Genomic DNA, 21514 nt, shown 5'->3' on the forward strand with positions numbered 1-21514 from the left:
TTCGCCCCACAAAATCGCGGCTCAACTACCCTTGATCCCATGTGGCTCGGGGGGCACGGGGGGAAGAAGCGCGGAGTCGCTTTGCCGTTGGACGGCCCCAAGTCCAGCGAGCGCCTGTTGATCCTGACCCTCGAGCGGTACGGAGTGTGGTTCCGGTCCACCGTGGTCTGCCTGTGCGGTGCGCTGGGCGTCGTCTCGGCGGACGCGGCGGACGTTCCCCTGGCGATGTCTCTGCTGGTGCCCGCTCTCCTCGCCTGTGGTGTGCGCCTTTACTCGCTGCGCCGCCCGCGCCTGCTCCCGCTCGCCCTGCTGTGGACGTTGGACGCGGCCGTGGTGGTGTTGACGGGGTTGTCCCAGCCGGTGATCGGCGGTGACGGCGCGGATGTGATGGTGGAGGCGATTGTCGGCATCAGCGTCATCACCTTCCAGTACGAGTGGGCGACGCGCCCAGTGGCCGGGGTTGCCCTGGCCGCGTTGGGGGCTGCCGGCTGCGCCATGGGCGACGTCCTCTCCTCGCCGGGGCACGGCCCGGATGTCGTCCCACTCGTGCGCATGCTGATCCAGGTGGTCCTGTCGAGGGCCGCCTACCTCGTTGTTCGGGCGCTGGCCAGGGCGGCTGACCGGTCGGCCGCGGTCAGGGCGGCGGTGCGCCGGGAGGTGGAGGTCGCGGCCGCTCGGAGGGCGACCGAGCGCGAGTACCTGGCGACCCTGCACGACACGGCGAGCGCGACGCTGCTGATGGTCTCCCAGGGCGACGGCCGGGACTGGTCGTGGCTGCCTCCACGTGCCAGACAGGATCTGGAGGCACTGTCAGCCGTGCCCGGATTCGAGACCGGGAGCGTCGACCTCGCGGCGCTGCTCAGCTGCGTGCCCGAGGGCGAGGGACCGGCCAGGGTGCGGCTCAAGACGCACATCGACGGCCCGCTCGCGATTCCGTCCGGCCCTGGGCTCGCGATATTCAACGGGGTCCGGGAGGCCGTCACCAATGTGGCACGCCATGCCGGGGTGCGGGAAGCAGAGCTCAGGGCATGGCCAGAGGGGGACGGCGCCGTCGTCGAACTGTCCGACGTGGGACGCGGCTTCGACCCGGAGTCCGTCCCCGCACGGCGCCGGGGCATCTCCGGTTCCATCATCGGCAGGATGCACGCGGCCGGAGGCTCCGCCACGGTCACCTCACATCCCGGCACGGGGACCCGCGTGCAGTGGCGCTGGCACGACCGGGCTCGGGCGCCAGGGACAGGGGGTGGAGCGCATGTGACGGACGTACCGCGCCCGTCCCGCGTCCAGGCACAGCACACGGCTGTCGTCCGCTTCATCCGCGGGCAGCTCCGCTACGGGGCCCAACTGGCCGTGCTGCTGGTCAGCCTGGGGTGGCAGTTCACCATCTCCCTCCGCCAGCTGACGACCTACCAGGGTGTGTACCGCCCCGCGTGGGCACAGACAGCGGCCTTCGTCTGCCTCACCGCCGTCGTGGCGATCGGGGGCGCCTATCTGCTGCGTGGCAGGCGGATCCCGCCGAGGGTGCGCGGGTGGAGCCTGGGCTGGGTGCTGGCCGTTTCGGCGGTAGGCGCCTTCACGCTCCCGCCGGAGCGGTTGACGGGTGAGGCGGACTGGGCGTTCGCAACGGTCGGCTGGCATGCGCTGTTCCTGCTGGCAGCGGACCTGCGCGTCAGGATGTTCGCGGCGTTTCTCGGGGCACATGTAGGGATCAACGCGATCGCTGTGTTGCTGTCCGGGGCACCGACCGCCGCGGAGTCGGCCACCATGGGGATCTCCGCGATATCCAACTGTGGCTTCCAGCTCTCCGTCGCTGTCCTCATGGCGCGTCTGCTCCACGGTACGGCGCCGGCAGCGGGGACCGCGGCCGCTCGGGAGGAGGAACTGCGTACCCGGGAACGCATCCACGAGGACATGCAGCGTGATCACAAGGAGCGTTACCGCGCGCTGACGGCGACGACCGTGCCGCTGCTGGTGGGCCTCGGCCACGGTGTGCTGAGTCCGCACGACGAGGAGGTCAGGCTGCGGTGCGGCGTGGAAGCCACCCGTATGCGCCGCCTGTTCGCCGAGGGCGATACCGTCACGGACCCGCTGCTGAACGAGTTGCGGGCATGCGTCGAGGTGGCCGAACAGCAGGGGGTGACGGTGAGCCTGGCCGTACGAGGCCGGCCGGGTGAGGTGCCTGTGGAGGTACGCAGGGAGTTGATCGACCCGGTGGCGGTGACCCTGGGCCGTACTCGCTCGACCGCGCGCGTGACTGTCGTGTGGACCCCCCGGGCGGTACGCGTGAGCGTGGTCGGCGTGGACTGCGCGGACGGCCGCCACACGGGAGAGGCTGCACCGTCGCGCGGCCGGGTCACGGACGCGAAGGTGTCCGTGGCCAGAACTACGCGCGGTGGAAGTGTGTGGGTGGAGGCCAGTTGGAGCAGATCGGCGGCCTCGGGAGTTGACCTGACATGAGTAGCGATGCACCAGTCAGCGTGGTCGTCATCGACGACCATCCCGCCATCCTCGCGGGTGTGGAGATGTGGTACGCCGCATCACGGCGGCCCATCACCGTGGTCGCGGCCGGCGGCTCCGTGGGGGAGGCCTGGACCGCGCCGGGCAGCACGGCCGACGTCGTCGTCCTGGATCTGCAACTGGGTGAAGGCGGCCCCGCCTTCGGCAGCCTCCGAAGACTCGTCGACGCCGGGCGACACGTGGTCGTCTACTCGATGCGGGATGACGAGAAGACCGCGCTCACCTGCCTGGACCTGGGAGCCGCGACCTTTCTGACCAAGAGCGAGGGCCGAGAGCACCTGGTCGAGGCGACGCTGGCAGCAGCCGATGAGCGGCCCTACATGCCGCCCGCGCTGGCCGGCGCGCTGGGAACGAACACCCGCGCCGACCGCCCCCAGCTCTCCACGCGCGAGGAGAACGTGCTCATCGAATGGTTCCAGTCGGAGTCGAAGGAACTGGTCGCGCAGCGTCTCGGCATCTCCGTTCGGACGGTCAACTCGTATCTGGACCGGGTGCGGATCAAGTACGCGAACGTCGGCCGCCCCGCGCGGACCAAGGCAAGCCTGGTGGCCCGCGCTGTCCAGGACGGGCTGGTCGACGTGGACGACCTCTGAGCGCTGACCAACGGCCCGGGTGAGCGCCGGGCAGCACGGACTTCGGGTGCTCCACGTGCTGTTAGGGTGTCGTGCACCTGCCCACCGGAGTGATCCCATTTGCAGGTGCGACATCACATCGACGCTACTCAACGGGGGTTGAGCAAGTGCAGTCTCGTCATGTCCGGGCCATCGCGGTATTCGGTATCGCCGTGTTCGCGCTCACCGGAGCGCGCGGCTCCAGCGGCGGAGGCTGCTCCGGCGGCTCCTCCTCGTCCAGCTCCTCCAGCTCCAGCGGCGGCAGCGACAGCGGCAGTACGACCACCACGGGTGGGAGCACCACCACGGGGACGGGCGGGACGTCCAGCTCCAAGGGTGCCGCCAGGGATCTGAAGATCGAGAGCTGTGAGTACGACAACGGCCTCGTCGCGCGTGTCCGCGCCACCAACCGCAGCTCGGCCAGCACGTACACCTACAGGTTCGAGGTCGAGTTCACGGACACCGACGGCAAGAGCGTCGCCACCACCGAGGGCGGCGTCATCCGGTCCGTGCCCGCCGGTTCCTCCGAGGTCCTCAACGTCAAGGTGATCGAGGGCTCGGTGGACGACAGCGCCTTCGCGGCGCGTGGCGGCACCTGCAAGCTGACCGACCTGTCGCGTACCGCCGAGTGAAGGGGCCGCTCATGCACGGGCAAACACGGGCGCGCGGACTGAAGTTCGCGTCGATGGCGGTGATCGTCGTGCTCACGCTGACCGGGTTCTCGACGGGACGCGGTTCCAGCGGCGGCAGCAGTTCCAGCTCCAGCGGCGGCAGCAGCGACGGTGGCGGCGGGGGCGGTTGCAGCTCGTCCTCCCAGGACCACGACACGTCCTCCTCGTCCTCGGGCGGGAGTACGTCCGGCAAGAGCTACGACTATGACGACAACGACGACGATTACGACGACTCCTACGGCGACTCGTCCACCGAGGACACCGGCTCGGGTGAAGAGCAACTGGAGCCGGCGACCGTGCGGTTGGTGAAGTGCGCGACCGTGAAGGAGCCGTACGCGACCGTCGAGGTGACCAACCCGAACCTGAGTGACGCCGCGTTCTGGGTCGCCGTCTCGTTCAAGGACAAGAACGGCACCACGATCAAGGACGAGACGTGGAAGATCGACGTGCCTGCCGATGACAAGGTGACGGTCGACATCGAGATGGCGAGGAAGAGCATGGCGTCGTCGCTCGACCACTGTGTGGCGGAACCGGAGGCCGAGCCGACCAGCTGACCTTCGGCGAGGTCTCACTTCACCGCACCCGGAATCCCCCCGGCCTGCGCCCCGCGAACAGCTCCGCCTGCCGTTTTCCCGGCAGGTTGCCCAGCGACACGAGGTGTGGGGCGTACGCGAGAGCGTGCGCCCTGGCCGCTTCCTGGGCCGCCCAGCAGGCCCGGACCGTGCCCTGGACCGCCTCCGGCGGATACCCGGCGATCACCTCGGCGCACCGTACGGCCGCGGTGACGGCCTCGCCGGGGTCCGTCACCTCCGAGACCAGGCCCACCTCGTACGCTCGTCGCGCCGACATCCGCTCGGCGGTGCCCATCAGCGCCATCCGCGCGGCCTCCCCGTACGGCATCCGCTGGGCCATGAGGACGGACTCGAAGGCGCTGACCATGCCGTAGGTGGTGTGGGGGTCGAAGAAGGTGGCGGAGGGGTCGGCGACGAGGAAGTCCGACTCGCCGAGGAGGTAGAAGGCGCCGCCGCAGGCCATGCCGTTCACGGCCGCGATCACCGGTTTCCAGAGGTCGTTCGACTTGGGGCCGATCCTGAGGAGGGGGTCCTCGATCGTGTACGGGGAGCTCGGCTGCGGTACGGCGGTCGCCGCGTCCCGGTCCAGGCCCGTGCAGAAGGCGCGGTCCCCGGCGCCGGTCACGACGACGGCCCGTACGGAGTCGTCGAACCTCAACTCCCGCCAGAACGAGCTGAGTGTCGCCGCCGTGGGCAGGTCGAGCGCGTTCAGTTTCTCCGGGCGGTCCAGGGTCAGGAGCGCTACGCCTGTGTCCTTGTCCGTCGTGGTGCGCAGGGTCACGGTCGCTCCAGTACCCACTGGGGCAGGCCGGTGGACGTGAACACCACCTGCACCCGCGCCCCGATCCGGATCCGCTCCACCGGTACCGAGTCCAGCCGGGCGTCCGGCTCGCTCACCAGGTTGCCGACGAGGCGGATGCGCGGGGCGTCGGCCAGTTCGACGAGGACGACGTTGTACGGGGCCTGCTCGGCGTAGTCGGGGAGGAGGGGCGGGTGGGGGAGGACGTACGACCAGACGCGGCCCCGGCCGGAGACCCGGCGCCACTCGGTCGCGAACGAGCGGCAGTGGGGGCAGCAGGGGCGGGGCGGGAAGCGGAGTTCGCCGCAGTCGGCGCAGGCCTGGACGCGTAGTTCGCCTCGGGCGGCGTACTCCCAGAAGGGGGCGCCGTCCACATCCACGACGGGGGTCAGCATGCCCTCAACTCCTTCGACTCCCTCAACTCCCTCGACTCCTTCAACTGCCTCAACTCCTCAGTAGCAGGGCTGATGTCGGTACTCCCTCGCCCGCCGTCACCAGACAACTCGCCGCCCCCGGCACCTGCGCGGTGCTCGTGCCGCGCAACTGCCGTACGCCCTCGGTGATCAGGTTGAAGCCGTGCACGTACGCCTCGCTGAGGCCGCCCCCGGAGGTGTTGAGGGGCAGCCGGCCGCCGATCTCCAGGGCGCCCCCTTCCGTGAAGGCGCCCCCTTCGCCCCGGCCGCAGAAGCCGTAGCCCTCCAGGGAGAGCGGGATGAGCGCGGTGAAGGCGTCGTAGATCTGGGCGACGTCGATGTCGTCCGGGGTGAGGTCCGCGTGTTTCCACAGGTGCCGGGCGGCGGTCCAGGCGGGGCCGGTCAGCGGGTCGTCGTTCCAGTAGTTGACCATGCCGTGGTGCTGGGCGGGCAGGCCCTGGGCGGCGGAGTGGACGTAGACGGGCGCGCGGCGGCAGTCGCGGGCGCGTTCGGCGGAGACCAGGACGCACGCCAATGCCCCGTCCGTCTCGAGGCAGTTGTCGAAGAGGCAGAGGGGCTCGCTGATCCAGCGGGAGTTCATGTACATCTCGCGGGTCAGCGGGCGGTCGTACATGATCGCGGCCGGGTTCTGGTTCGCTCTGTTCCGGCAGGCCAGCGCCACGTTGAAGAGGTGGTCGCGGGTGGTGCCGTACTCGTGCATGTGGCGGCGGGCGAGCATGGCTATCTCGTCGGCGGGGCGGAGCAGGCCGTACGGGCGGGTCCACTGGGCCGGGGTGGGGAGTTGGACCGTCGTGTTCTTCCACGGGCGGGGGCCCGAGCCGCGCTTGCGGGACCGCCAGGCGACGCCCACCGTGGCCTGCCCGGTCGCGATCGCGGCGGCCAGATGCGCGACCGTGGCACACGAACCGCCGCCGCCGTAGCCGACCTTGCTGAAGAAGGTGAGGTCACCGAGGCCGAGTGCCTTCGCGACCTCGACCTCGTCCGTCTCCTCCATCGTGTACGAGGCGAGCGCGTCGACCTCGTCCGGCGCGATCCCGGCGTCGTCGAGCGCGGCGAGGATCGCTCGGCACGCCAACGCCCGTTCTGTTTCCGGCAGTTGCTTGGCGAAGGGGGTCTGGCCGATGCCGACGAGCGCTGTCGCGTCCTTGAGCACGGCCATGGGGCACACCTCCGCACAGGGGCATGGGCCAGGGGCTGTCCGGCCTGTCCGGCCGAAACGGCCAGAGGCTGACAGTCCGTCAGGGTACAGCTAATCTGACGGGTAGTCAGCTAGTGGTCGGCGCTGAGCGGCCGGCCGAGTGGTCGGCCACCTGGCCGGCTGCTGGTTCTCGGGTACGGAGGCCTGCTGTGCGCGGTGACGTGGAGGGGCGCGGTGACGTGGAGTGGGGGACCGTGCCGGGGCTGGTCCGCTCGGCGGTCCGGCGGTTCGGCGGGGTCGAGGCCGTCGTCGACGGGCGTACGCGGGTGTCGTACGCGGAACTGGGCGTGCGGGTCGAGCGCGCGGCCGCCGCGTGCGTCGCGAACGGGGTGCGGGTCGGTGACCGCGTCGCCATCTGGGCGCCGAACTCCCTCGACTGGATCGTCTCCGCACTCGGCGCGGTCTCGGCGGGCGCGGTGCTCGTCCCGCTGAACACCCGTTTCAAGGGCGGCGAGGCGGCGGACGTGCTGGCCCGCAGCCGGGCGAAGCTGCTGTTCATCACCGGGACGTTCCTGGGGACGTCGTACGTGGCGTCGTTGCGGCGGGCGGCGGGGGCGGACAGCGGTCGCCCGAGGGCGGCGGGGGCGGGCGGTGTGTGCGAGAGCCCGGGCCCGCTGCCCGGACTCCCGCATCTGGAGCAGGTGGTGGTCCTCGCGGACGACGCCCCCGCCGACTTCCGCACCTGGAAGGACTTCCTCGCGAGCGGCGACGGGGTCGCGGCGGCGGAGACACGGGCGCGTTCGGCGGCGCTGACCGGCGACTCCCCGTCCGACCTCGTCTTCACCTCGGGCACCACCGGCCGCCCCAAGGGCGCGGTGATCACCCACGCGCAGACCCTGCGGGCGTACGAGGTGTGGAGCGAACTGGCCGGTCTCCGGCAGGGCGACCGCTATCTGATCGTGAACCCCTTCTTCCACACCTTCGGCTACAAGGCGGGCGTGCTCGCCTGTCTGATGCGGGGCGCGACGATGATCCCGCAGCCGGTGTTCAACGTGGAGACGGCGATGGCCAACGTGGCGGCCGAGCGGGTCTCGGTCCTCCCCGGCCCCCCGACCCTCCACCAGTCCCTCCTGGACCACCCCGCCCGTGACGACTACGACCTCAGCGCCCTGCGCCTGGTGGTGACGGGCGCGGCGGTGGTGCCGCTCCAACTGGTCGAACGCCTGCGGGCGGAGCTGCGCGTGGACACCGTCCTGACGGCGTACGGCCTCTCCGAGGCCAGCGGCATCGTCACGATGTGCCGGCGCGGCGACGAGCCGTCGGTGATCGCGTCGACGTCCGGCCGGGCGATCCCGGGGACGGAGGTGCGGGTCGTCGGCCCGTCGGGCGCCCCGCTGCCGCCCGGCTCCCCGGGGGAGGTCCTCGTCCGCGGCTTCAACGTCATGCGGGGCTACTTCGAGGACCCCGCCGAGACCGCCCGTGCCGTCACCGCCGACGGCTGGCTGCGTACCGGCGACGTCGGCGTCCTCGACGACGCCGGCAACCTCCGGATCACCGACCGCATCAAGGACATGTTCATCGTCGGCGGCTTCAACGCGTACCCCGCCGAGATCGAGCAACTCCTCGGCCTCCACCCGGACGTGGCCGACGTGGCGGTCATCGGCATCCCGGACGCGCGCCTGGGCGAGGTCGGCAAGGCGTACGTCGTACGCCGCCCGGGGTCACTGCTGACCGCCGACGACCTCATCGCCTGGTCCCGCCGCGAGATGGCCAACTACAAGGTGCCGAGGGCGGTGGACTTCGTGCGGGAGCTGCCGAGGAACGCGAGCGGGAAGGTGGTGAAGGGGGAGCTGCGGGGGCGGAGGACCGGCTGACGGGGCCTCGGAGCCTGGGCCGGCGGTCAGCGCTGTGCGGGTACGGGGGCGCCGGGGGTTGCGCTGCCGTGCTGGGGGAGGCCGTGCCGGGGCTGCCTCGGGCGGGACGCGGTGGAGGTGGTGGAGACGGCGGAGTGCCCGGTGGTGCCTCGCCACCCGGTCGGCGCCTCGGCCATCACCACCGCCAGTACGAACCAGAACAGCGTCTCGATCCGGTCCAGGTTGGCCGGGTGGTCCATCATGCCCATCAGGAAGAACCCGGTCAGCGAGGCCAGCCCGATGGTGCCGACGACCGACTTGGCGCGGGCGGCACGGCCGGCCGAGTACCAGGCGACCACGGTCACCGAGACGATGCCGAGCAGGCCGAGGGGGCCCGTCTCCACGAGCCAGTTGAGCCACATGTTGTGGGCGTGGACGAAGGTCCGCTCGCCGGGCGCGGTGGCGGAGATGACGGCACCGGAGCGGCCGAGTCCCACGCCCAGCGGGTTGCTGACGGCCACGTCGAGGGCCGCGTTCCAGGCCTGTCCGCGCACGCCCAGCGAGTTCCCGGCCCGCGACACGAACGAGATCAGCGCGGCGGCCCCCACGAGGAACCCGAACCCCAGCACCGTCACCAGGCGCCGCTGGGCCCGGTCGGCGAGGCGGGGGGCCAGCCAGTACGCGCCGCCCAGCACGAGCAGTCCGGCGGCACCCGCGACGTATCCCGCGCGGGAGAAGGTGGTGAGCAGGGCGCCGTAACCGACGACCGCCACGAGGACCACGGCCGTACGGGCCGTGCGCTCGTCCAGCGAGACGGCGGCGAGCAGCGCGAACGGCAGCAGCAGGACGAGGAAGGCCGCCAGCAGGTTGGGGTTGGCGAAGGTGCCGATGGTCCGGATCAGCACATCACCGCTGCCCGCGCCCGTGCCGGTGCCTCCGCCGTCGCAGGAGACGTCGGTGAGCAGGCCCGTACGGCAGAAACCGGTCGGTGTGCCGTTGGTGAACTGGGAGAAGGCGGCCGTCCCGGCGGCGGCGATACCGGCCAGGGCGAGGAGGCCGATCGCCCGCCAGGACTCCGGCTGGGTGCGGCGCAGGCCGACGACGAGGTAGTAGCAGGCGACGACCGTGAGCAGGCCGCGCAGCGGGGCGGTGGGGTGCCCGCCGAGGAACGTGGTGGTGAGGGCCGCGAGGAGCAGGACCGCGACGGGCACGTCGAGCCGCGTACGGAAGTTCCGGACCCGCTGCGCCCACCCCTGCCCGCCGCCCGGGAGGACCAGCGCGACCAGGCCCGCCACCACCGCGAGGCGCGTCGGCGTCAGGACCCCGGTGAGGGGGTCGTCGGGGAAGAAGTCGGTGGCCGCGTCCACGAGCACGACGAACACCGCGATCAGCGGTACGAGCTGACGCAGGGCGTACGCCCGGCCGGGGGCGTGCGCGGTACCGGGGCCATGCGCGGTACCGGGGCCGTGCGCGATGCCCGTGTGCTCGGAAGCCATGACACCCGAGGGTGGTGCGCCGGGGCGAAGCCCGGGTGTCGGGCGCGCGAACGGATGCCAGCGGGTGTGGGTGGGATGAGGGGGCGTTCCTGTTGCTGTCGGGGCCGGTGGTGGCGAGGTGAGGTCCGGACATGCCTCGGCCGCGGTGGCTCCCCCTCCGCGCCACCGCGGCCGATCCCCGTGGGAACGGAAGTCGTGCGTGCCGCCGGCCCTACTTGCCGTTGTCGAGGTCGAGGTCGAGGGCGGGCGGGGCGGGCATGCTGTTGTCCATCGTCGTGATGGCCTCGGTCTTGACGGGCTCGCTGGGCATGCTGTTGTCCAGCGGCTTGACGACCGGGTTCTTCGGCGGCGTGGGCATGCTGTTGTCCATCGTCGTGATGGTCTCGGCCTCGGTCTTGGCGGGCTCGCTGGGCATGCTGTTGTCCAGCGTGGTGACGTCCGCGTCCGTCTTCTTGTCGCTCATGGCCTGAGTTCCTCTGCTGTGGTGACGAGTCAGGAACGCCCGTCCGGAAGCTCCCCCGAGGGCCGCCGGACGGGCGATGCGAGGCCGCACCCTAACTGGTTGCGCCCCCCGTGCGGACCGCCTGCCCCCCGACGCGACGGTCTGGCAGGTATGAGAGTGCCGGGCGGAGATAAACGAATGCTGAACGTCCGCAATCGCCCGGTGCGAGCAGACCGCCGCCGGCCGCTGGTCGCCTGGGGCCGCGCTTTTACCCGTGCCCGTGCCCTTGCCCGTCGCCTCAGGCCGCCGCGGCCGGTGCGATCAGTGTGCGTACGGCCGCGGCCTCCTCGGCGGCGCCGCTCTGCTCGTAGAGGCTGATCGCGTCCCGCCAGCAGGCGTTCGCCCGGTCGGTCTGCCCCAGCGTGGACAGGGCCCGCCCGAGGAGCGTCACGATGTGACCGCGCATCCGGTCGCCGCCGACACAGCCCAGGGCGAGGGCCTGTTCGGCGTGCTGGGCGGCGCGCGCGGGCCGTTGCGCGGCGAGGTGCGCCTCGGCCATGCGGAAGTGCGTGTTGCCTTCCCAGAGCCGCTGCCGGTGCTCGGCGAAGATGCCCTGGGCGTCCGAGAACTGTTCGAGCGCCTCGGTGTGCCGGCCCGCACTGGTCAGCGCGAGACCGAGAGCGAGATGGGCGTTGGCGCGGCGCATCGGCCGGCCCATCTCGGTGTGCACGTCGAGGCTGTGCCGCGCGATGTCGATGGCCTTGTCGACGTTGCCCATGCCCAGATGGGCGCGGGAGAGATTGGCCAGCGTCACCGCCTCGTTGAGCCGGTTGCCGGCCGCCCGGTAGCCCTCGATCGCCTGCTCCAGGAAGGTCTTGCCGTCCGCGTAGCGGCCCTGGTGCATGGAGATGAGACCCCGGTCGTTGGCCACCCAACTGGTGGCGACGTCCCGCGCGGAGGCCGTGAGGTCCATGGCGAGCTGTGCCTGGTCTCCCGCCTGTTGGATACGGCCGGACACCAGTAAAACGTTCGTCAGCATCGTCCGCGCCCGCCCCTCCGCCCGTACGTCCCCCGCCGCCCGCGTCGCGTCGCACATGGCGCGCGCGGTGGTCTCGTACTGGTGGGAGTTGGCGCCGGACTCGGTGAGGTCCTTGGCCGCCCAGAGCAGGTCGACGGCGCGGCGCAGCCGGTCGGTGCCCGCGGACTGCCGTACGCAGGCCAGCAGGCAGGCCGCCTCGTTGTAGAGCCAGTCGAGGGCGGCGGAGCCCTCGGTGAAGCGCAGGCCCGGATACTCGGTGGGCTCCAGATGGTCCACCAGCCGGTCCCCCGGCCGCTCGATCGCGTACACCTGCGCCGCCGTCGCCAGATAGAAGTCCAGCAGCCGCGACATCGCCGCCTCCCGCTCGCCCGTCGACTGTTCGTCGCGTTCGGCGCATGCACGCGCGTAGAGGCGTACGAGGTCGTGGAAGCGGTAGCGGCCGGGAGCCGCGGATTCGAGGAGGGACGTGTCGACGAGGATCTCCAGGAGGTCCTCGGTGTCCTCCGTCGGCAGGTCGAGTACGGCGGCCGCGGCGGCCAGGGAGATGTCCGGGCCGTCGGCCAGGCCGAGCAGGCGGAAGGCGCGGGCCTGGGCCGGCTCCAGCTGGCCGTAGCCCAGCTCGAAGGTGGCCTTCACGGCCAGGTCGCCCGCCTGGAGCTCGTCCAGCCGCCGCCGCTCGTCGGCGAGTTTGGCGGCCAGGACGGACACCGTCCAGGTTCTGCGCGCCGCGAGGCGGGAGGCCGCGATGCGGATGGCGAGCGGCAGGAAACCGCAGGCGGCCACGACGTCGAGCGCGGCCTTGCGTTCCGCCGCGACCCGCTCCTCGCCGACGATCTTCGTGAAGAGCCGGAGGGCCTCGTCGGGGGACATCACGTCCAGGTCGACGAGGTGGGCCCCGGCCAGATCCACCATGCGCACCCGGGCCGTGACGAGGGCCGCGCAGCCCGCCGTGCCCGGCAGGAGGGGCCGTACCTGGGCGGCGTCGCGGGCGTTGTCGAGCAGCACGAGCACCCGGCGGCCGTCCAGGACCGACCGGTACAGCGCGGACCGCTCCTCCAGGGAGTCCGGGATCGCCGAGTCGGCGGTGCCCAGCGCGCGGAGGAAGGAGCCGAGGACCGTCTCCGGCTCGGCCGGCCGGGAACCGGCGCCCTGGAGGTCGACGTACAGCTGGCCGTCCGGGAAGGACGGCCGCGCCCGGTGGGCCACATGCACCGCGAGGGTCGTCTTCCCCACGCCGCCTATGCCCGCCAGCGCGGACACCGCCATCACCTGGCCCTCGGCGCCGGACGCCTCCGCCAGCACCTCGCACAGGTCGTTGACGAAGGACGAACGACCGGTGAAGTCCGGGACGGTCGCCGGGAGTTGGGCGGGGCGGACGGGGGCGGCGGCGGGCTCGGGGCCCAGCGGGGCGGAGGGTTCCGCGAGGCCCGGGTCCGCTTGCAGGATGCGCTGCTGCAACTCCCGCAGGCCCGGGCGCGGGTCCACGCCCAGCTCGTCGGCGAGGAGCCGGCGCGTGTCCGCGTACACGGCGAGGGCCTCCGCCTGACGGCCGCTGCGGTACAGGGCGAGCATCAGCAGTTCGCGCAGACGCTCCCGCAAAGGGTGCGCGGCGGTGAGGGCCGTCAGCTCGGAGACCGCCTCCGCGTGGCAGCCCTGCTCCAGGTCCATGTCCAGCCGGGTCTCGACGAGTTGGAGCCGCCACTCGTCGAGGCGGGCCCGCTGCGTCTCCGCGTACGGCCCCGGAACGCTCGCCAGCACCTCCCCGTCCCACAGCCCCAACGCCTTGTTCAGCAGATGCCGGGCCTGGCACGGATCCCCGGAGTTCTTGGCCTTCTCGGCGTCCGCCGCCAGGTCCTGGGCCACCGCGAGGTCCAGCGCGCCGCCGGACAGCGACCGGATCGCATACCCCCCGGACTCGCTCACCAGCACACCGGGGGAGAGGACCTTGCGCAGCCGCGAGGCGTACGTCCGTACGGCGGCCAGCGCCTGCGACGGCGGCTCGTCGCCCCACAGCGCGTCGATCAGCTCGCTCGCGGTGGCCGTACGGCCCTCGCGCAGCAACAGCGCGGCCAGCAGCGCACGTTGCTGGGGCGAACCGGTGGCCAGGGGCTCGACGCCGCGCCAGGCCCGCACGGGCCCGAGCACGCTGAAGCGGAGCTCGGCCGCGGCCTGGGCGTCCGGTTCCGGAATCCGATCGTCCACGGGACCCCTTTGCTCCGGCACTCGCGGCACACCGACTTCCGGCACTCCCGGTTCACCACCCATCGACGTCCCCCCAGCCTCCCTGACCCCTGAGCGGCCCCAGGGAAGCCAGTTTGCCTTGTTCATGGCAGATCCGTCAGCCGTGCGAGAGCTCGATCACAGGTCGCCACGCGGGACATCACCAGGTCCACACAAGCTTTCCTCGCGGATTCGCACCCGAGGGGTTGTGTGTCGCGCCCCGTGCCCCGACGGGGCGGACCGGGGTCCGTCGGGACACGGGCCCCGCCGAACCCCGTACACATCAACGCCTCACCGCACCAGCTGACGGGCCGTCAGATCGGCGCTACCGTGGCGCACATGGAGACCATGGAGACCGCCACGGCGACGACCACCCCCTTCCCGAAGATCATCTCCGTCGACGACCACACGGTGGAGCCCCCGAACGTCTGGCAGGACCGGCTCCCGAAGAAGTACCGGGACATCGGTCCCCGCATAGTCCGCGCGCCGCTGAAGGAGATGACGTTCCTCGGCGGCCGCTTCAAGCCCGTCATGGGTGCCCCCGGCGACGACGGCCCGATCGGCGACTGGTGGGTCTACGAGGACCTGCACCGCCCGCTGACCCGCCTCGACACCGCCGTCGGCTACTCCAGGGACGAGATCAAACTGGAGATCATCACCTACGAGCAGATGCGCCCCGGCTCGTACGACGTCACGCAGCGCCTCGCCGACATGGACGTCAACCACGTCCAGTCGGCCCTCTGTTTCCCGACCTTCCCGCGCTTCTGCGGCCAGACGTTCACCGAGGCCGCCGACCACGAGCTGGGGCTGCTCGGCGTCCGGGCGTACAACGACTGGATGGTGGAGGAGTGGTGCGGGCCGGCGGCGCGGGGCCGTCTGATCCCCCTCACCCTGGTCCCCCTCTGGGACGCGGAGCTGGCGGCGGCGGAGGTACGCCGCAACGCCGCCCGCGGAGTCCGGGCCGTGGCCTTCTCCGAGATCCCCCCGCACCTCGGCCTGCCCTCCGTCCACACCGACGACTGGGACCCCTTCCTCGCCGCCTGCGACGAGACCGGCACGGTCGTGGCCATGCACATCGGCTCGTCGAGCCGCATGCCGTCGACCTCCGCCGACGCCCCGCCCGCCGTCGGCTCCACCATCACCTTCGCCAACTGCTGCTTCTCGATGGTCGACTGGCTGATGAGCGGCAAGTTCGAGCGCTTCCCCCACCTCAAGGTCATGTACGCCGAGGGCCAGATCGGCTGGATCCCCTACATCCTGGAGCGCGCCGACGTCGTCTGGGAGGAGAACCGCGGCTGGGGCGGCGTCGCCGACAAGGTCCACCGACCGCCGTCCGAACTCTTCGCCGACCACGTCTACGGCTGCTTCTTCGACGACGCGTTCGGCTTGAAGAACCTCGACGCGATAGGCGTGGGCAACGTGTTGTACGAGACCGACTACCCCCACTCCGACTCCACCTGGCCCGAGTCCCGCCAGGTGGGCGAGGCGCAGATGGGGCACCTGGACCCGGATGTCGTCGACCGGATCGTGCGGCGGAACGCGATCGAGCTGCTGGGGCTGACGGGGGAGGGGTTGTGGGCGGGGCCGGGGAGCGCCCGTTGAGCACGACCGGCGGGATGCTCCGCTTCGGGATGCAGCTCCCCGTCCAGTCGCAGAGCACCCTGTACGCCGAGCCCTGGGAGGCGGACGCCGGGCCGGAGGACTTGGCCGAGATCGCGCGGGCCGCCGACCGGGCGGGGTTCGCGTACATCGCCACCTGCGACCACGTGGCCATCCCGCGCCGCCTCGCACCCGCGATGAGCACGGTCTGGTACGACCCGGTCGCCACCCTCGCCTTCCTGGCGGGGGTGACGGAGCGCGTCCGGCTCCTCAGCCACGTCGCGGTCGTCGGACTCCGCCACCCACTCCTCACCGCCAAGCAGTACGCCACCCTCGACCACCTCTCGGGCGGCCGACTGATCCTCGGCGTCGGCGCCGGACACGTACGGGAGGAGTTCGAGGCGCTGGGTGTCGACTTCGAGCGCCGGGGAGCCGTCCTCGACGAGTGCGTCGACGCGCTCCGAGCGGCCCTGGGCCCGGACGAATTCCCCTCCCACCACGGCAAGTTGTACGACTTCGAGGACCTTGGCCAGCGCCCCCGCCCCACCCAGGAGCGCGTCCCGCTCTGGGTGGGCGGCTCGTCCCCCGCCGCCGTGCGCAGGGCGGCCGTACGCGGCGACGGCTGGCTCCCTCAGGGCGACCCCCGGGACCGCCTTCCGGCCCAGATCGCCCGCCTACGACGCCTGCGCGAGGAGGCCGGCATCACCGCTCCCCTCACCATCGGCGCCATCGCCGAGCCGCTGTACGTCGGGGAGCCGGGCTGGGACGTCGGGCGTCGCACCGTCAGCGGACGGCCGGAGGTGCTCGCCGAGTCGCTGCGGGCGTACGCGGCGATGGGGGTGGGGCAGATCCAGGTGCGGTTCCGGAGCCGGAGCCGGACCGAACTTGTCGACCAAATGGGGGAGTTCGGGTCCGAGGTGGGGCCGTTGCTGTAGAAGCCACCCGCCTCCGTCCGTGGCGGGATGCTGCTGGCGAATCGCCAAGCGGGAGCCAAGTGGGCGCGTAGTCCCAGCGACACGCCGTGCAGGCGGCGTGTCGCTGGGACTCTCACGCCACTTGACAGCCGTGACGGGATTCGCCAACCACATCGTTGGGGCTGTGGAGGGGCCGGGCTTGCTACCGGGGTTCTGTTTCCTGTCTGGTCCGGCAGCGCGGGCAGCGGCACGGCGGCCACTCGTGCGACTTCGGCAGGCGCTCGGTGTCATGCTCGCTGGAGACCGTGAGCTGCTGTGCGTGGCCGTCGGCCTCGCCGTCCGCGCTGATCCGGTAGGTGCGGATGGTGAGTCGGGAGGCCCCGTTCTCGGGGTATACCGCCCAGCCTTCACAGGGTCCCGTCCTCGCGCAGCGCCGCGCCTGCCTCCGGCGGCCTCACGGACGGGGAACAGGGTTGGTGAAGCTGACCGTCGGCGAGGGCGGGACGGCCGAAGGCCGGTTCCTGCCCGGCACGGTGTCGTTCATGATCGCCCGTCCGCATGCCGCGCCCTCCCTGTCCGGCGTCGCGGACCTGCTGGCCCAGGACGCGGACGAGCGCCCGGCCCAGGCCGGCCCCGGCGTACTGGCCGACGGGACCACTCAGTTCGTCGCCCAGCTCGCGGTACCGGGGGCCCAACACATCGGGATGAGTACGAGCGGCGGCCCGATGCTGCGCCACGTCGTGGCCATGGCCATGAGTTCGTTCGCCACGCTTGTGGCGGACGGCGAGGGCGGGTTCCTGGTGCGACAGGGCGGCCCGATAGGGCTGTGGGACACCGTCGAGGAGGCGATCAGCATGTGGCGGAATGCCGGAGCGCCACCGCAGACCGAGTTCGGGCTCACCGTCACCCCCGACCGTCAGCGGGTCTGGCTCGGCTCCCCCGAGGGGCCGTTCTGGGAGCTGCCCGCCAGACCGCTGCCGCCGGGCCGGATCAGAGTGGGTTGAGGCGGGCCTTGAGCAGGCAGAACTCGTTGCCCTCGGGGTCGGTCAGGACGTGCCACTGCTCCTGCCCTGTCTGGCCGATGTCGGCCGGGCGAGCACCCAGCTCGAGAAGGCGTTCGAGTTCGGCGTCCTGATCGCGGTCGGTGGCGTTGACGTCGATGTGCAGCCGGGTTTTCCCCGGCTCCGGCTCGTCCCTGCGGCTGAGGATGATCGTCGGCTGCGGGCCGCCGAACCCTTCGCGCGGCCCGATCTCCACCATCTCCACCACCGGGCCGTCGGTCTCCCGATCGAGCACGACGAAGTCCAGGACCTCGCACCAGAACCGCGCCAGCACCTCGGGGTCGCGGCAACCGAGCACGAGTTCACTGATACGACATGCCATGGACGAAACCTGCTCTCAGCCTGGGAACGATCCCGGCGACCGTACCGGAGGAGGCGAGCACGGGCGACATGATTTCCGGGCTGCCACTGCCACTGCCACTGCCACTGCCCCCGGCCCGCGGTGGAGATCTCCGAGATCCTCAGCCACTCCTCTCCTACCGCGGTCGCATCAGGTCCAGGTCCTCCCCCCACGCGTCCAGCACCGCGCCGTGGCCGGCCCGCCGGGCCGCTGCCTCGGCCTGGGCGAAGAGGCGACGCTGTGTGGGCACGTCGCCCGTTCCGGAGACGCGGTTCAGGGCGTCGAGCAGCAGGCCGGTGTCCCAGCCGGGCAGCGGGAAGCGGGCGAGTTCCCACTCCAGGTACTTGTTGTAGGGGCGGGGGCGGCGGTCCAGAGCGAAGAGCGTCTCCAGCAGAGCCCCGACGCTGTCGGCGGCGTCGAGCCGGGCCGCGAGCGCCTGCCCGTCGCGGTCGTTCTTGACCGAGCGGTAGAGGGAGTTGGCGTAGGCGTCGAGCCATCCGTCCGCCTCCCGGAAGGCTTCATCGGCGCCGAGCCGTGCCTTGTCGGCCAGCATCCGGGCGATGGCTCCGTCGAGCCGGTCGAGCACGACCCGGGCGCGGGCGAGGGCGTACCGCTCGAAGCCGGGCATTCCGGCGGCGCGGAACTCGTCGAGGGAGAGGACGACGAGGTCGAGTTCGGGTGTGCGGTGTCCGGTGAACCGGGTGAGGGCCGTCGCCCTGCCCTCGGCGAGGACGACGTACAGGTCGTGGTCGGAGTGCTCGGTGGTCATGCCCTCATGGGCCCGGGAACCCTTGAGGACGAGGCCGACGACAGCTGGGTCGGCGGTGGCGAGTTCGACGAACGCGTCGTAGGTGAGGGGCTGTTGAGCAGTCATGGCGTGATCTCCGGTGGGGTGACGACGGGTATGCCGACCGGCGGCCCCTGGCCCGTCGGGGCTCATCGGGGTCGCCCGCACCGTCTGCGGCGGCACTCGGCCACCGCCCGGAAACTCAACGCACGGGCGGACTCTACCGCCGTTCAGTCGCCGCGTGAGTGAACTCTGCGGCCAGGAAGGGGAGTTCGGCGCGGCGGCGGTTCCGTTGTGGTGACGGCGTGGTGGGGCGGGTCCTGTCTGACAGCCACGCTCTTCCTTATTGAAACTTCGAACAACTTGCGCCGGAGTCACGTATGTAGGGGAGTCATGGCTTCGGCGGAAGGACACGCGAAGTGCGATCCCCCCGGCACGTCAGAACTTCCCAGCACGAGCATGTAGGTACCACCGTTTCGGCTGCACCCGCACGTCCCTCCCGTGTCCCGGCGAACCCTCCCAGCGTCCCGGCGAACTCTCCCCGTGTGCCGACGCAGTCCTCGCAGGGGCTGTCGGTCGTGCTCGCCTGTGCCGAGGGGGAGTGGCCGCACGACGACTGGCCGGCCCTCGACGACCAGTACGTGAGCAGCGCGCTGCTCATTTCGCCGCCCTATCGCGCGCTCCACCGGACCGAGGCGGATGTCGTGGTCCTGCGTTGTGAGGATCCGTCGGTCTCCTTCGCGGGGCTGCTGGAGGCCATGGGCTCCATGAGCGCGCCGGTGATCGTCGTCAGCCCTCGCCGGGACACCGACACGGTCGTGGAGGTGTTCCGGGGCGGGGCCGGCTATCTGGTCGAGGGCGACTACTGCACCTGCATGCTCTCCTCGGCGGTCATGGCCGCCACGGTCGGCCACACCTACCTCTCGCCCATCGCCTGCGCCGCTCTCCGGGACGCGGCCAGACGGATGCCGGGTGAAGAGGAGGACGCGAGGGAGCGGCTGCGGTCCCTGCTCTCGCCCCGCGAACGGCAGATCATGGAGCTGCTCTCCACCGGCCTCGGCGCCCAGGAGATCGGACTGCGGCTGCGGCTCAGCGAGAAGACCGTCCGCAACAACCTCAGCAACATCTACGCCAAGCTTGACGCCCGGGGCGGTACGGAGGCGGTCCTGCGGTGGCTGGGAGCGGCGCCGATGGTTCGTTTGTGAGACCGGTGGTTCGCGTATGAGAATGAAAAGAGCCCCCGCGCACTGCGGGGGCTCAATTCGGTGCCATTCACATCCCATTACTGCGCGGAAATCTCCGACAGCGGGATTTCCACATCGGTGACCGCGTCGCCGCCCTCACCGAAACCGGGCTCCACGCGGATGTCCTCGGCGCCATCCTCCACGGACTGCGTACTCACGCCACCGCTGGAGTTCAGCAGCGCGGAGGCTTCGGGAGTGCCGCACTTCACATTGCGCAGCCAGAGCCGTCCGTCCGGGGTTCCGTTGTTCAGGATCTGCGGATAGAAGACGTGGACGGCGGTGGATCCCTCACTCGGCGAGAAGAACACGGTCTTGCCGTCCTGTGCCTCCTTGTACGTGGCCTTGATGAATCCGCTCACGTCGGTCCGCTTGTGGGACCACATGAAGAAGCCGATGTGCTCCGACTTGACGGTGTCGCTGCGCTCGAAGGCCAACGTGGTCTTCTTGTCGTCGCGTGTGATGTTCACTTCCTTCGTCTGGAACTTCGCGCCGATCTCGAAGAAGGAATTGCCCAACTTGATGCCGCTGTCACTGATGAACCCCTCTTCCAGTTGAGTGGTCCGGGTGACGGAGGCGCTCACGCTGAAGGACTTGGTGGTGTCCGTCGTGTTTCCGCAGTTGTTGGAGATGCCGGAGACCCGCTCGTTGGGTCCCAGGCTGTTCCGCTTGAACTGGACGTCGACGAACTCGCAGTTCTCCAGTTTGTCGGAGTCGGACTTGCAGTCGGCCGAGACCTCCGACGGCGTGGCGGCGCCGGCCGAGTTCATCAGCGTGACGCCGGCCGCGACGGCGGCGACGGGCGCGACGATCATCAAGGTGAGCCGCTTCTTCCGGCTGCGGTGGCCGTGGCTTCTGGTACGACTGGTGCGAGACATGAGGGTTTCTCCTGGTGAGGGGCAGGTTCAGGGCTGGAGGTCGGGTCAGCAGTCTTCGAAGACGGTCTTGGCGACGCCGTCCACGACTCCGGGGGCGCCGGCGGCGCCGGGCAGCATGCTCGGACCCTCGACGACGTCTTCGAGGACGAAGTTCTGCTCGGGGGAGCCGTTGAGGACGGTGGTTGGCTCACGGGCGTCGATCCGCACGCGCCATTCGCCGGTCATGCGCTGCATCTTTGGCGTGAACTCGATGTGCGCGACCTTTCCGACCGGCACCTCGACGGCGTCCTTGCTGCCGGCCTTGGCGGTGTTGGTCGTCATGTCGAGGCTGCTCTTGTGTACCTGCCAGGAGCCGCTCAGCGCACCGAACAGGCCCGCTGATGCGCCCTGCACGATGGATATCTGCTTGCCCTTGCCCTGGGCCACCTCGGACTCCCAGGAAATGGACACCTTGGAGGGCTCTGTGGCGTTCGGCTCACAGTTGGGGAAGTCGATCGAGGCCTTCTCTGCGGGGCCGTTGAACGTCTCGAATTTGGTCTCGACAAAATCGCAGTTGTCGGACTCGAAACCGTCCGCGAAGGCGCCGTTGAAATCCCTGACCGACTGCTGTTTCCCGTTGAGTACCGAAGCCCTTTGGCACATCCTCATGATCTGCGCAGGCGTCTTCTCCTCGGCGGCGTTGGCCGACGGCAGCAGTATGGTGACGGCCGCCGCGCCAGTCGCTAGTGACGCCCCGATCGCCACATAGCGGACCTTCTTGTTCCTGAAACGTCTCCTGGCCATGTTCCGCTGTCTCCTTGGGGGTGGCTTTACCTCTCGATGGACAATTATTGAGGTCTTGCGGATCGCTTCGGCAGGGTCAAATATCCCTACTCCCCAGTACTTGAGGGTTAGTTGAGGTC

19 protein-coding genes are annotated in these 21514 nt (G+C 70.8%); 9 read left to right on the forward strand and 10 right to left on the reverse strand.

Translation table 11 applies throughout. From position 1 onward, the window contains the following. Positions 1-39: 39 nt before the first annotated feature. The 4 genes from JIX56_RS26535 to JIX56_RS26550 all read left to right on the forward strand — a co-directional run bounded on the left by JIX56_RS26535 (position 40) and on the right by JIX56_RS26550 (position 4353). Entirely contained in the window at positions 40-2457 is a 2418-nt protein-coding gene (locus tag JIX56_RS26535; RefSeq protein ID WP_257544209.1) for a sensor histidine kinase, read from the forward strand. After that, entirely contained in the window at positions 2454-3110 is a 657-nt protein-coding gene (locus JIX56_RS26540) for a response regulator transcription factor (RefSeq protein ID WP_257544210.1), read from the forward strand. Before JIX56_RS26535 ends, JIX56_RS26540 begins: the two co-directional genes overlap by 4 nt. 146 nt (positions 3111-3256) lie before the next feature. After that, a complete protein-coding gene (locus JIX56_RS26545) occupies positions 3257-3760 on the forward strand; it encodes a hypothetical protein (protein ID WP_257544211.1) in 504 nt (167 codons plus the stop codon). Positions 3761-3771: 11 nt separating this feature from the next. After that, positions 3772-4353: a hypothetical protein gene (locus JIX56_RS26550; protein WP_257544212.1), complete on the forward strand. Its 582-nt coding sequence runs from the start codon at positions 3772-3774 to the stop codon at positions 4351-4353. A gap of 19 nt (positions 4354-4372) precedes the next feature. On the opposite strand, the gene JIX56_RS26555 is transcribed toward JIX56_RS26550, so the two are convergent. Genes JIX56_RS26555 through JIX56_RS26565 form a run of 3 tightly spaced genes read right to left on the reverse strand, consistent with a single transcriptional unit; the run spans position 4373 to position 6763 of the window. Beyond that, positions 4373-5152, reverse strand: coding sequence for an enoyl-CoA hydratase/isomerase family protein (locus JIX56_RS26555; protein WP_257544213.1), 780 nt, complete (start codon positions 5150-5152; stop codon positions 4373-4375). Continuing rightward, positions 5149-5565 (reverse strand): Zn-ribbon domain-containing OB-fold protein, encoded by a 417-nt coding sequence (locus tag JIX56_RS26560; RefSeq protein ID WP_257544214.1) that lies wholly within the window; start codon positions 5563-5565, stop codon positions 5149-5151. Before JIX56_RS26560 ends, JIX56_RS26555 begins: the two co-directional genes overlap by 4 nt. 49 nt (positions 5566-5614) lie before the next feature. Next, positions 5615-6763 (reverse strand): lipid-transfer protein, encoded by a 1149-nt coding sequence (locus JIX56_RS26565; RefSeq protein ID WP_257544216.1) that lies wholly within the window; start codon positions 6761-6763, stop codon positions 5615-5617. Between the two features lie 188 nt (positions 6764-6951). Here JIX56_RS26565 and JIX56_RS26570 point away from each other — a divergent pair, with 188 nt between their 5' ends. Continuing rightward, complete coding sequence (locus JIX56_RS26570; protein ID WP_257544218.1) at positions 6952-8616, forward strand: fatty acid--CoA ligase family protein; 1665 nt, start codon at positions 6952-6954, stop codon at positions 8614-8616. A 26-nt stretch (positions 8617-8642) separates the two neighbouring features. Here JIX56_RS26570 and JIX56_RS26575 read toward each other — a convergent pair whose 3' ends face one another. The 3 genes from JIX56_RS26575 to JIX56_RS26585 all read right to left on the reverse strand — a co-directional run bounded on the left by JIX56_RS26575 (position 8643) and on the right by JIX56_RS26585 (position 13837). Next, the gene (locus JIX56_RS26575) at positions 8643-10091 is read right to left on the reverse strand and encodes an O-antigen ligase family protein (RefSeq protein ID WP_257544220.1); all 1449 of its coding nucleotides are present in this window, start codon (positions 10089-10091) and stop codon (positions 8643-8645) included. Between the two features lie 211 nt (positions 10092-10302). Then, entirely contained in the window at positions 10303-10554 is a 252-nt protein-coding gene (locus JIX56_RS26580; protein ID WP_257544222.1) for a hypothetical protein, read from the reverse strand. A 277-nt stretch (positions 10555-10831) separates the two neighbouring features. Continuing rightward, positions 10832-13837 (reverse strand): AfsR/SARP family transcriptional regulator, encoded by a 3006-nt coding sequence (locus JIX56_RS26585; protein WP_257544224.1) that lies wholly within the window; start codon positions 13835-13837, stop codon positions 10832-10834. Between the two features lie 294 nt (positions 13838-14131). On the opposite strand from JIX56_RS26585, the gene JIX56_RS26590 reads away from it, so the two are divergent. The 3 genes from JIX56_RS26590 to JIX56_RS26600 all read left to right on the forward strand — a co-directional run bounded on the left by JIX56_RS26590 (position 14132) and on the right by JIX56_RS26600 (position 17309). Then, on the forward strand, positions 14132-15394 hold the full coding sequence (locus tag JIX56_RS26590) for an amidohydrolase family protein (protein WP_257544226.1): 1263 nt from the start codon (positions 14132-14134) through the stop codon (positions 15392-15394). A gap of 29 nt (positions 15395-15423) precedes the next feature. Beyond that, positions 15424-16326 carry an LLM class F420-dependent oxidoreductase gene (locus JIX56_RS26595; RefSeq protein WP_257551125.1) on the forward strand — a complete coding sequence of 301 codons (903 nt, stop codon included), beginning with the start codon at positions 15424-15426 and terminating at the stop codon, positions 16324-16326. A gap of 455 nt (positions 16327-16781) precedes the next feature. Then, entirely contained in the window at positions 16782-17309 is a 528-nt protein-coding gene (locus JIX56_RS26600) for a hypothetical protein (protein ID WP_257544228.1), read from the forward strand. Here JIX56_RS26600 and JIX56_RS26605 read toward each other — a convergent pair. Both JIX56_RS26605 and JIX56_RS26610 read right to left on the reverse strand, forming a co-directional pair. Beyond that, positions 17296-17688, reverse strand: a complete 393-nt coding sequence (locus JIX56_RS26605; protein WP_257544230.1) for a VOC family protein — start codon at positions 17686-17688, stop codon at positions 17296-17298. The two genes, JIX56_RS26600 and JIX56_RS26605, sit on opposite strands and share 14 nt — an antisense overlap. 154 nt (positions 17689-17842) lie before the next feature. Beyond that, complete coding sequence (locus tag JIX56_RS26610) at positions 17843-18580, reverse strand: hypothetical protein (protein WP_257544231.1); 738 nt, start codon at positions 18578-18580, stop codon at positions 17843-17845. Positions 18581-19038: 458 nt separating this feature from the next. Between JIX56_RS26610 and JIX56_RS26615 the strand changes: the two genes are divergently transcribed. Continuing rightward, positions 19039-19698, forward strand: a complete 660-nt coding sequence (locus tag JIX56_RS26615) for a response regulator transcription factor (RefSeq protein WP_257544233.1) — start codon at positions 19039-19041, stop codon at positions 19696-19698. A gap of 77 nt (positions 19699-19775) precedes the next feature. On the opposite strand, the gene JIX56_RS26620 is transcribed toward JIX56_RS26615, so the two are convergent. Both JIX56_RS26620 and JIX56_RS26625 read right to left on the reverse strand, forming a co-directional pair. Then, complete coding sequence (locus JIX56_RS26620) at positions 19776-20612, reverse strand: hypothetical protein (RefSeq protein WP_257544235.1); 837 nt, start codon at positions 20610-20612, stop codon at positions 19776-19778. Between the two features lie 45 nt (positions 20613-20657). Beyond that, positions 20658-21395 (reverse strand): hypothetical protein, encoded by a 738-nt coding sequence (locus JIX56_RS26625; protein ID WP_257544237.1) that lies wholly within the window; start codon positions 21393-21395, stop codon positions 20658-20660. Positions 21396-21514: the final 119 nt, after the last annotated feature.

The sequence above is a fragment of the Streptomyces sp. CA-210063 genome (genome assembly GCF_024612015.1).
Taxonomy (GTDB): domain Bacteria; phylum Actinomycetota; class Actinomycetes; order Streptomycetales; family Streptomycetaceae; genus Streptomyces.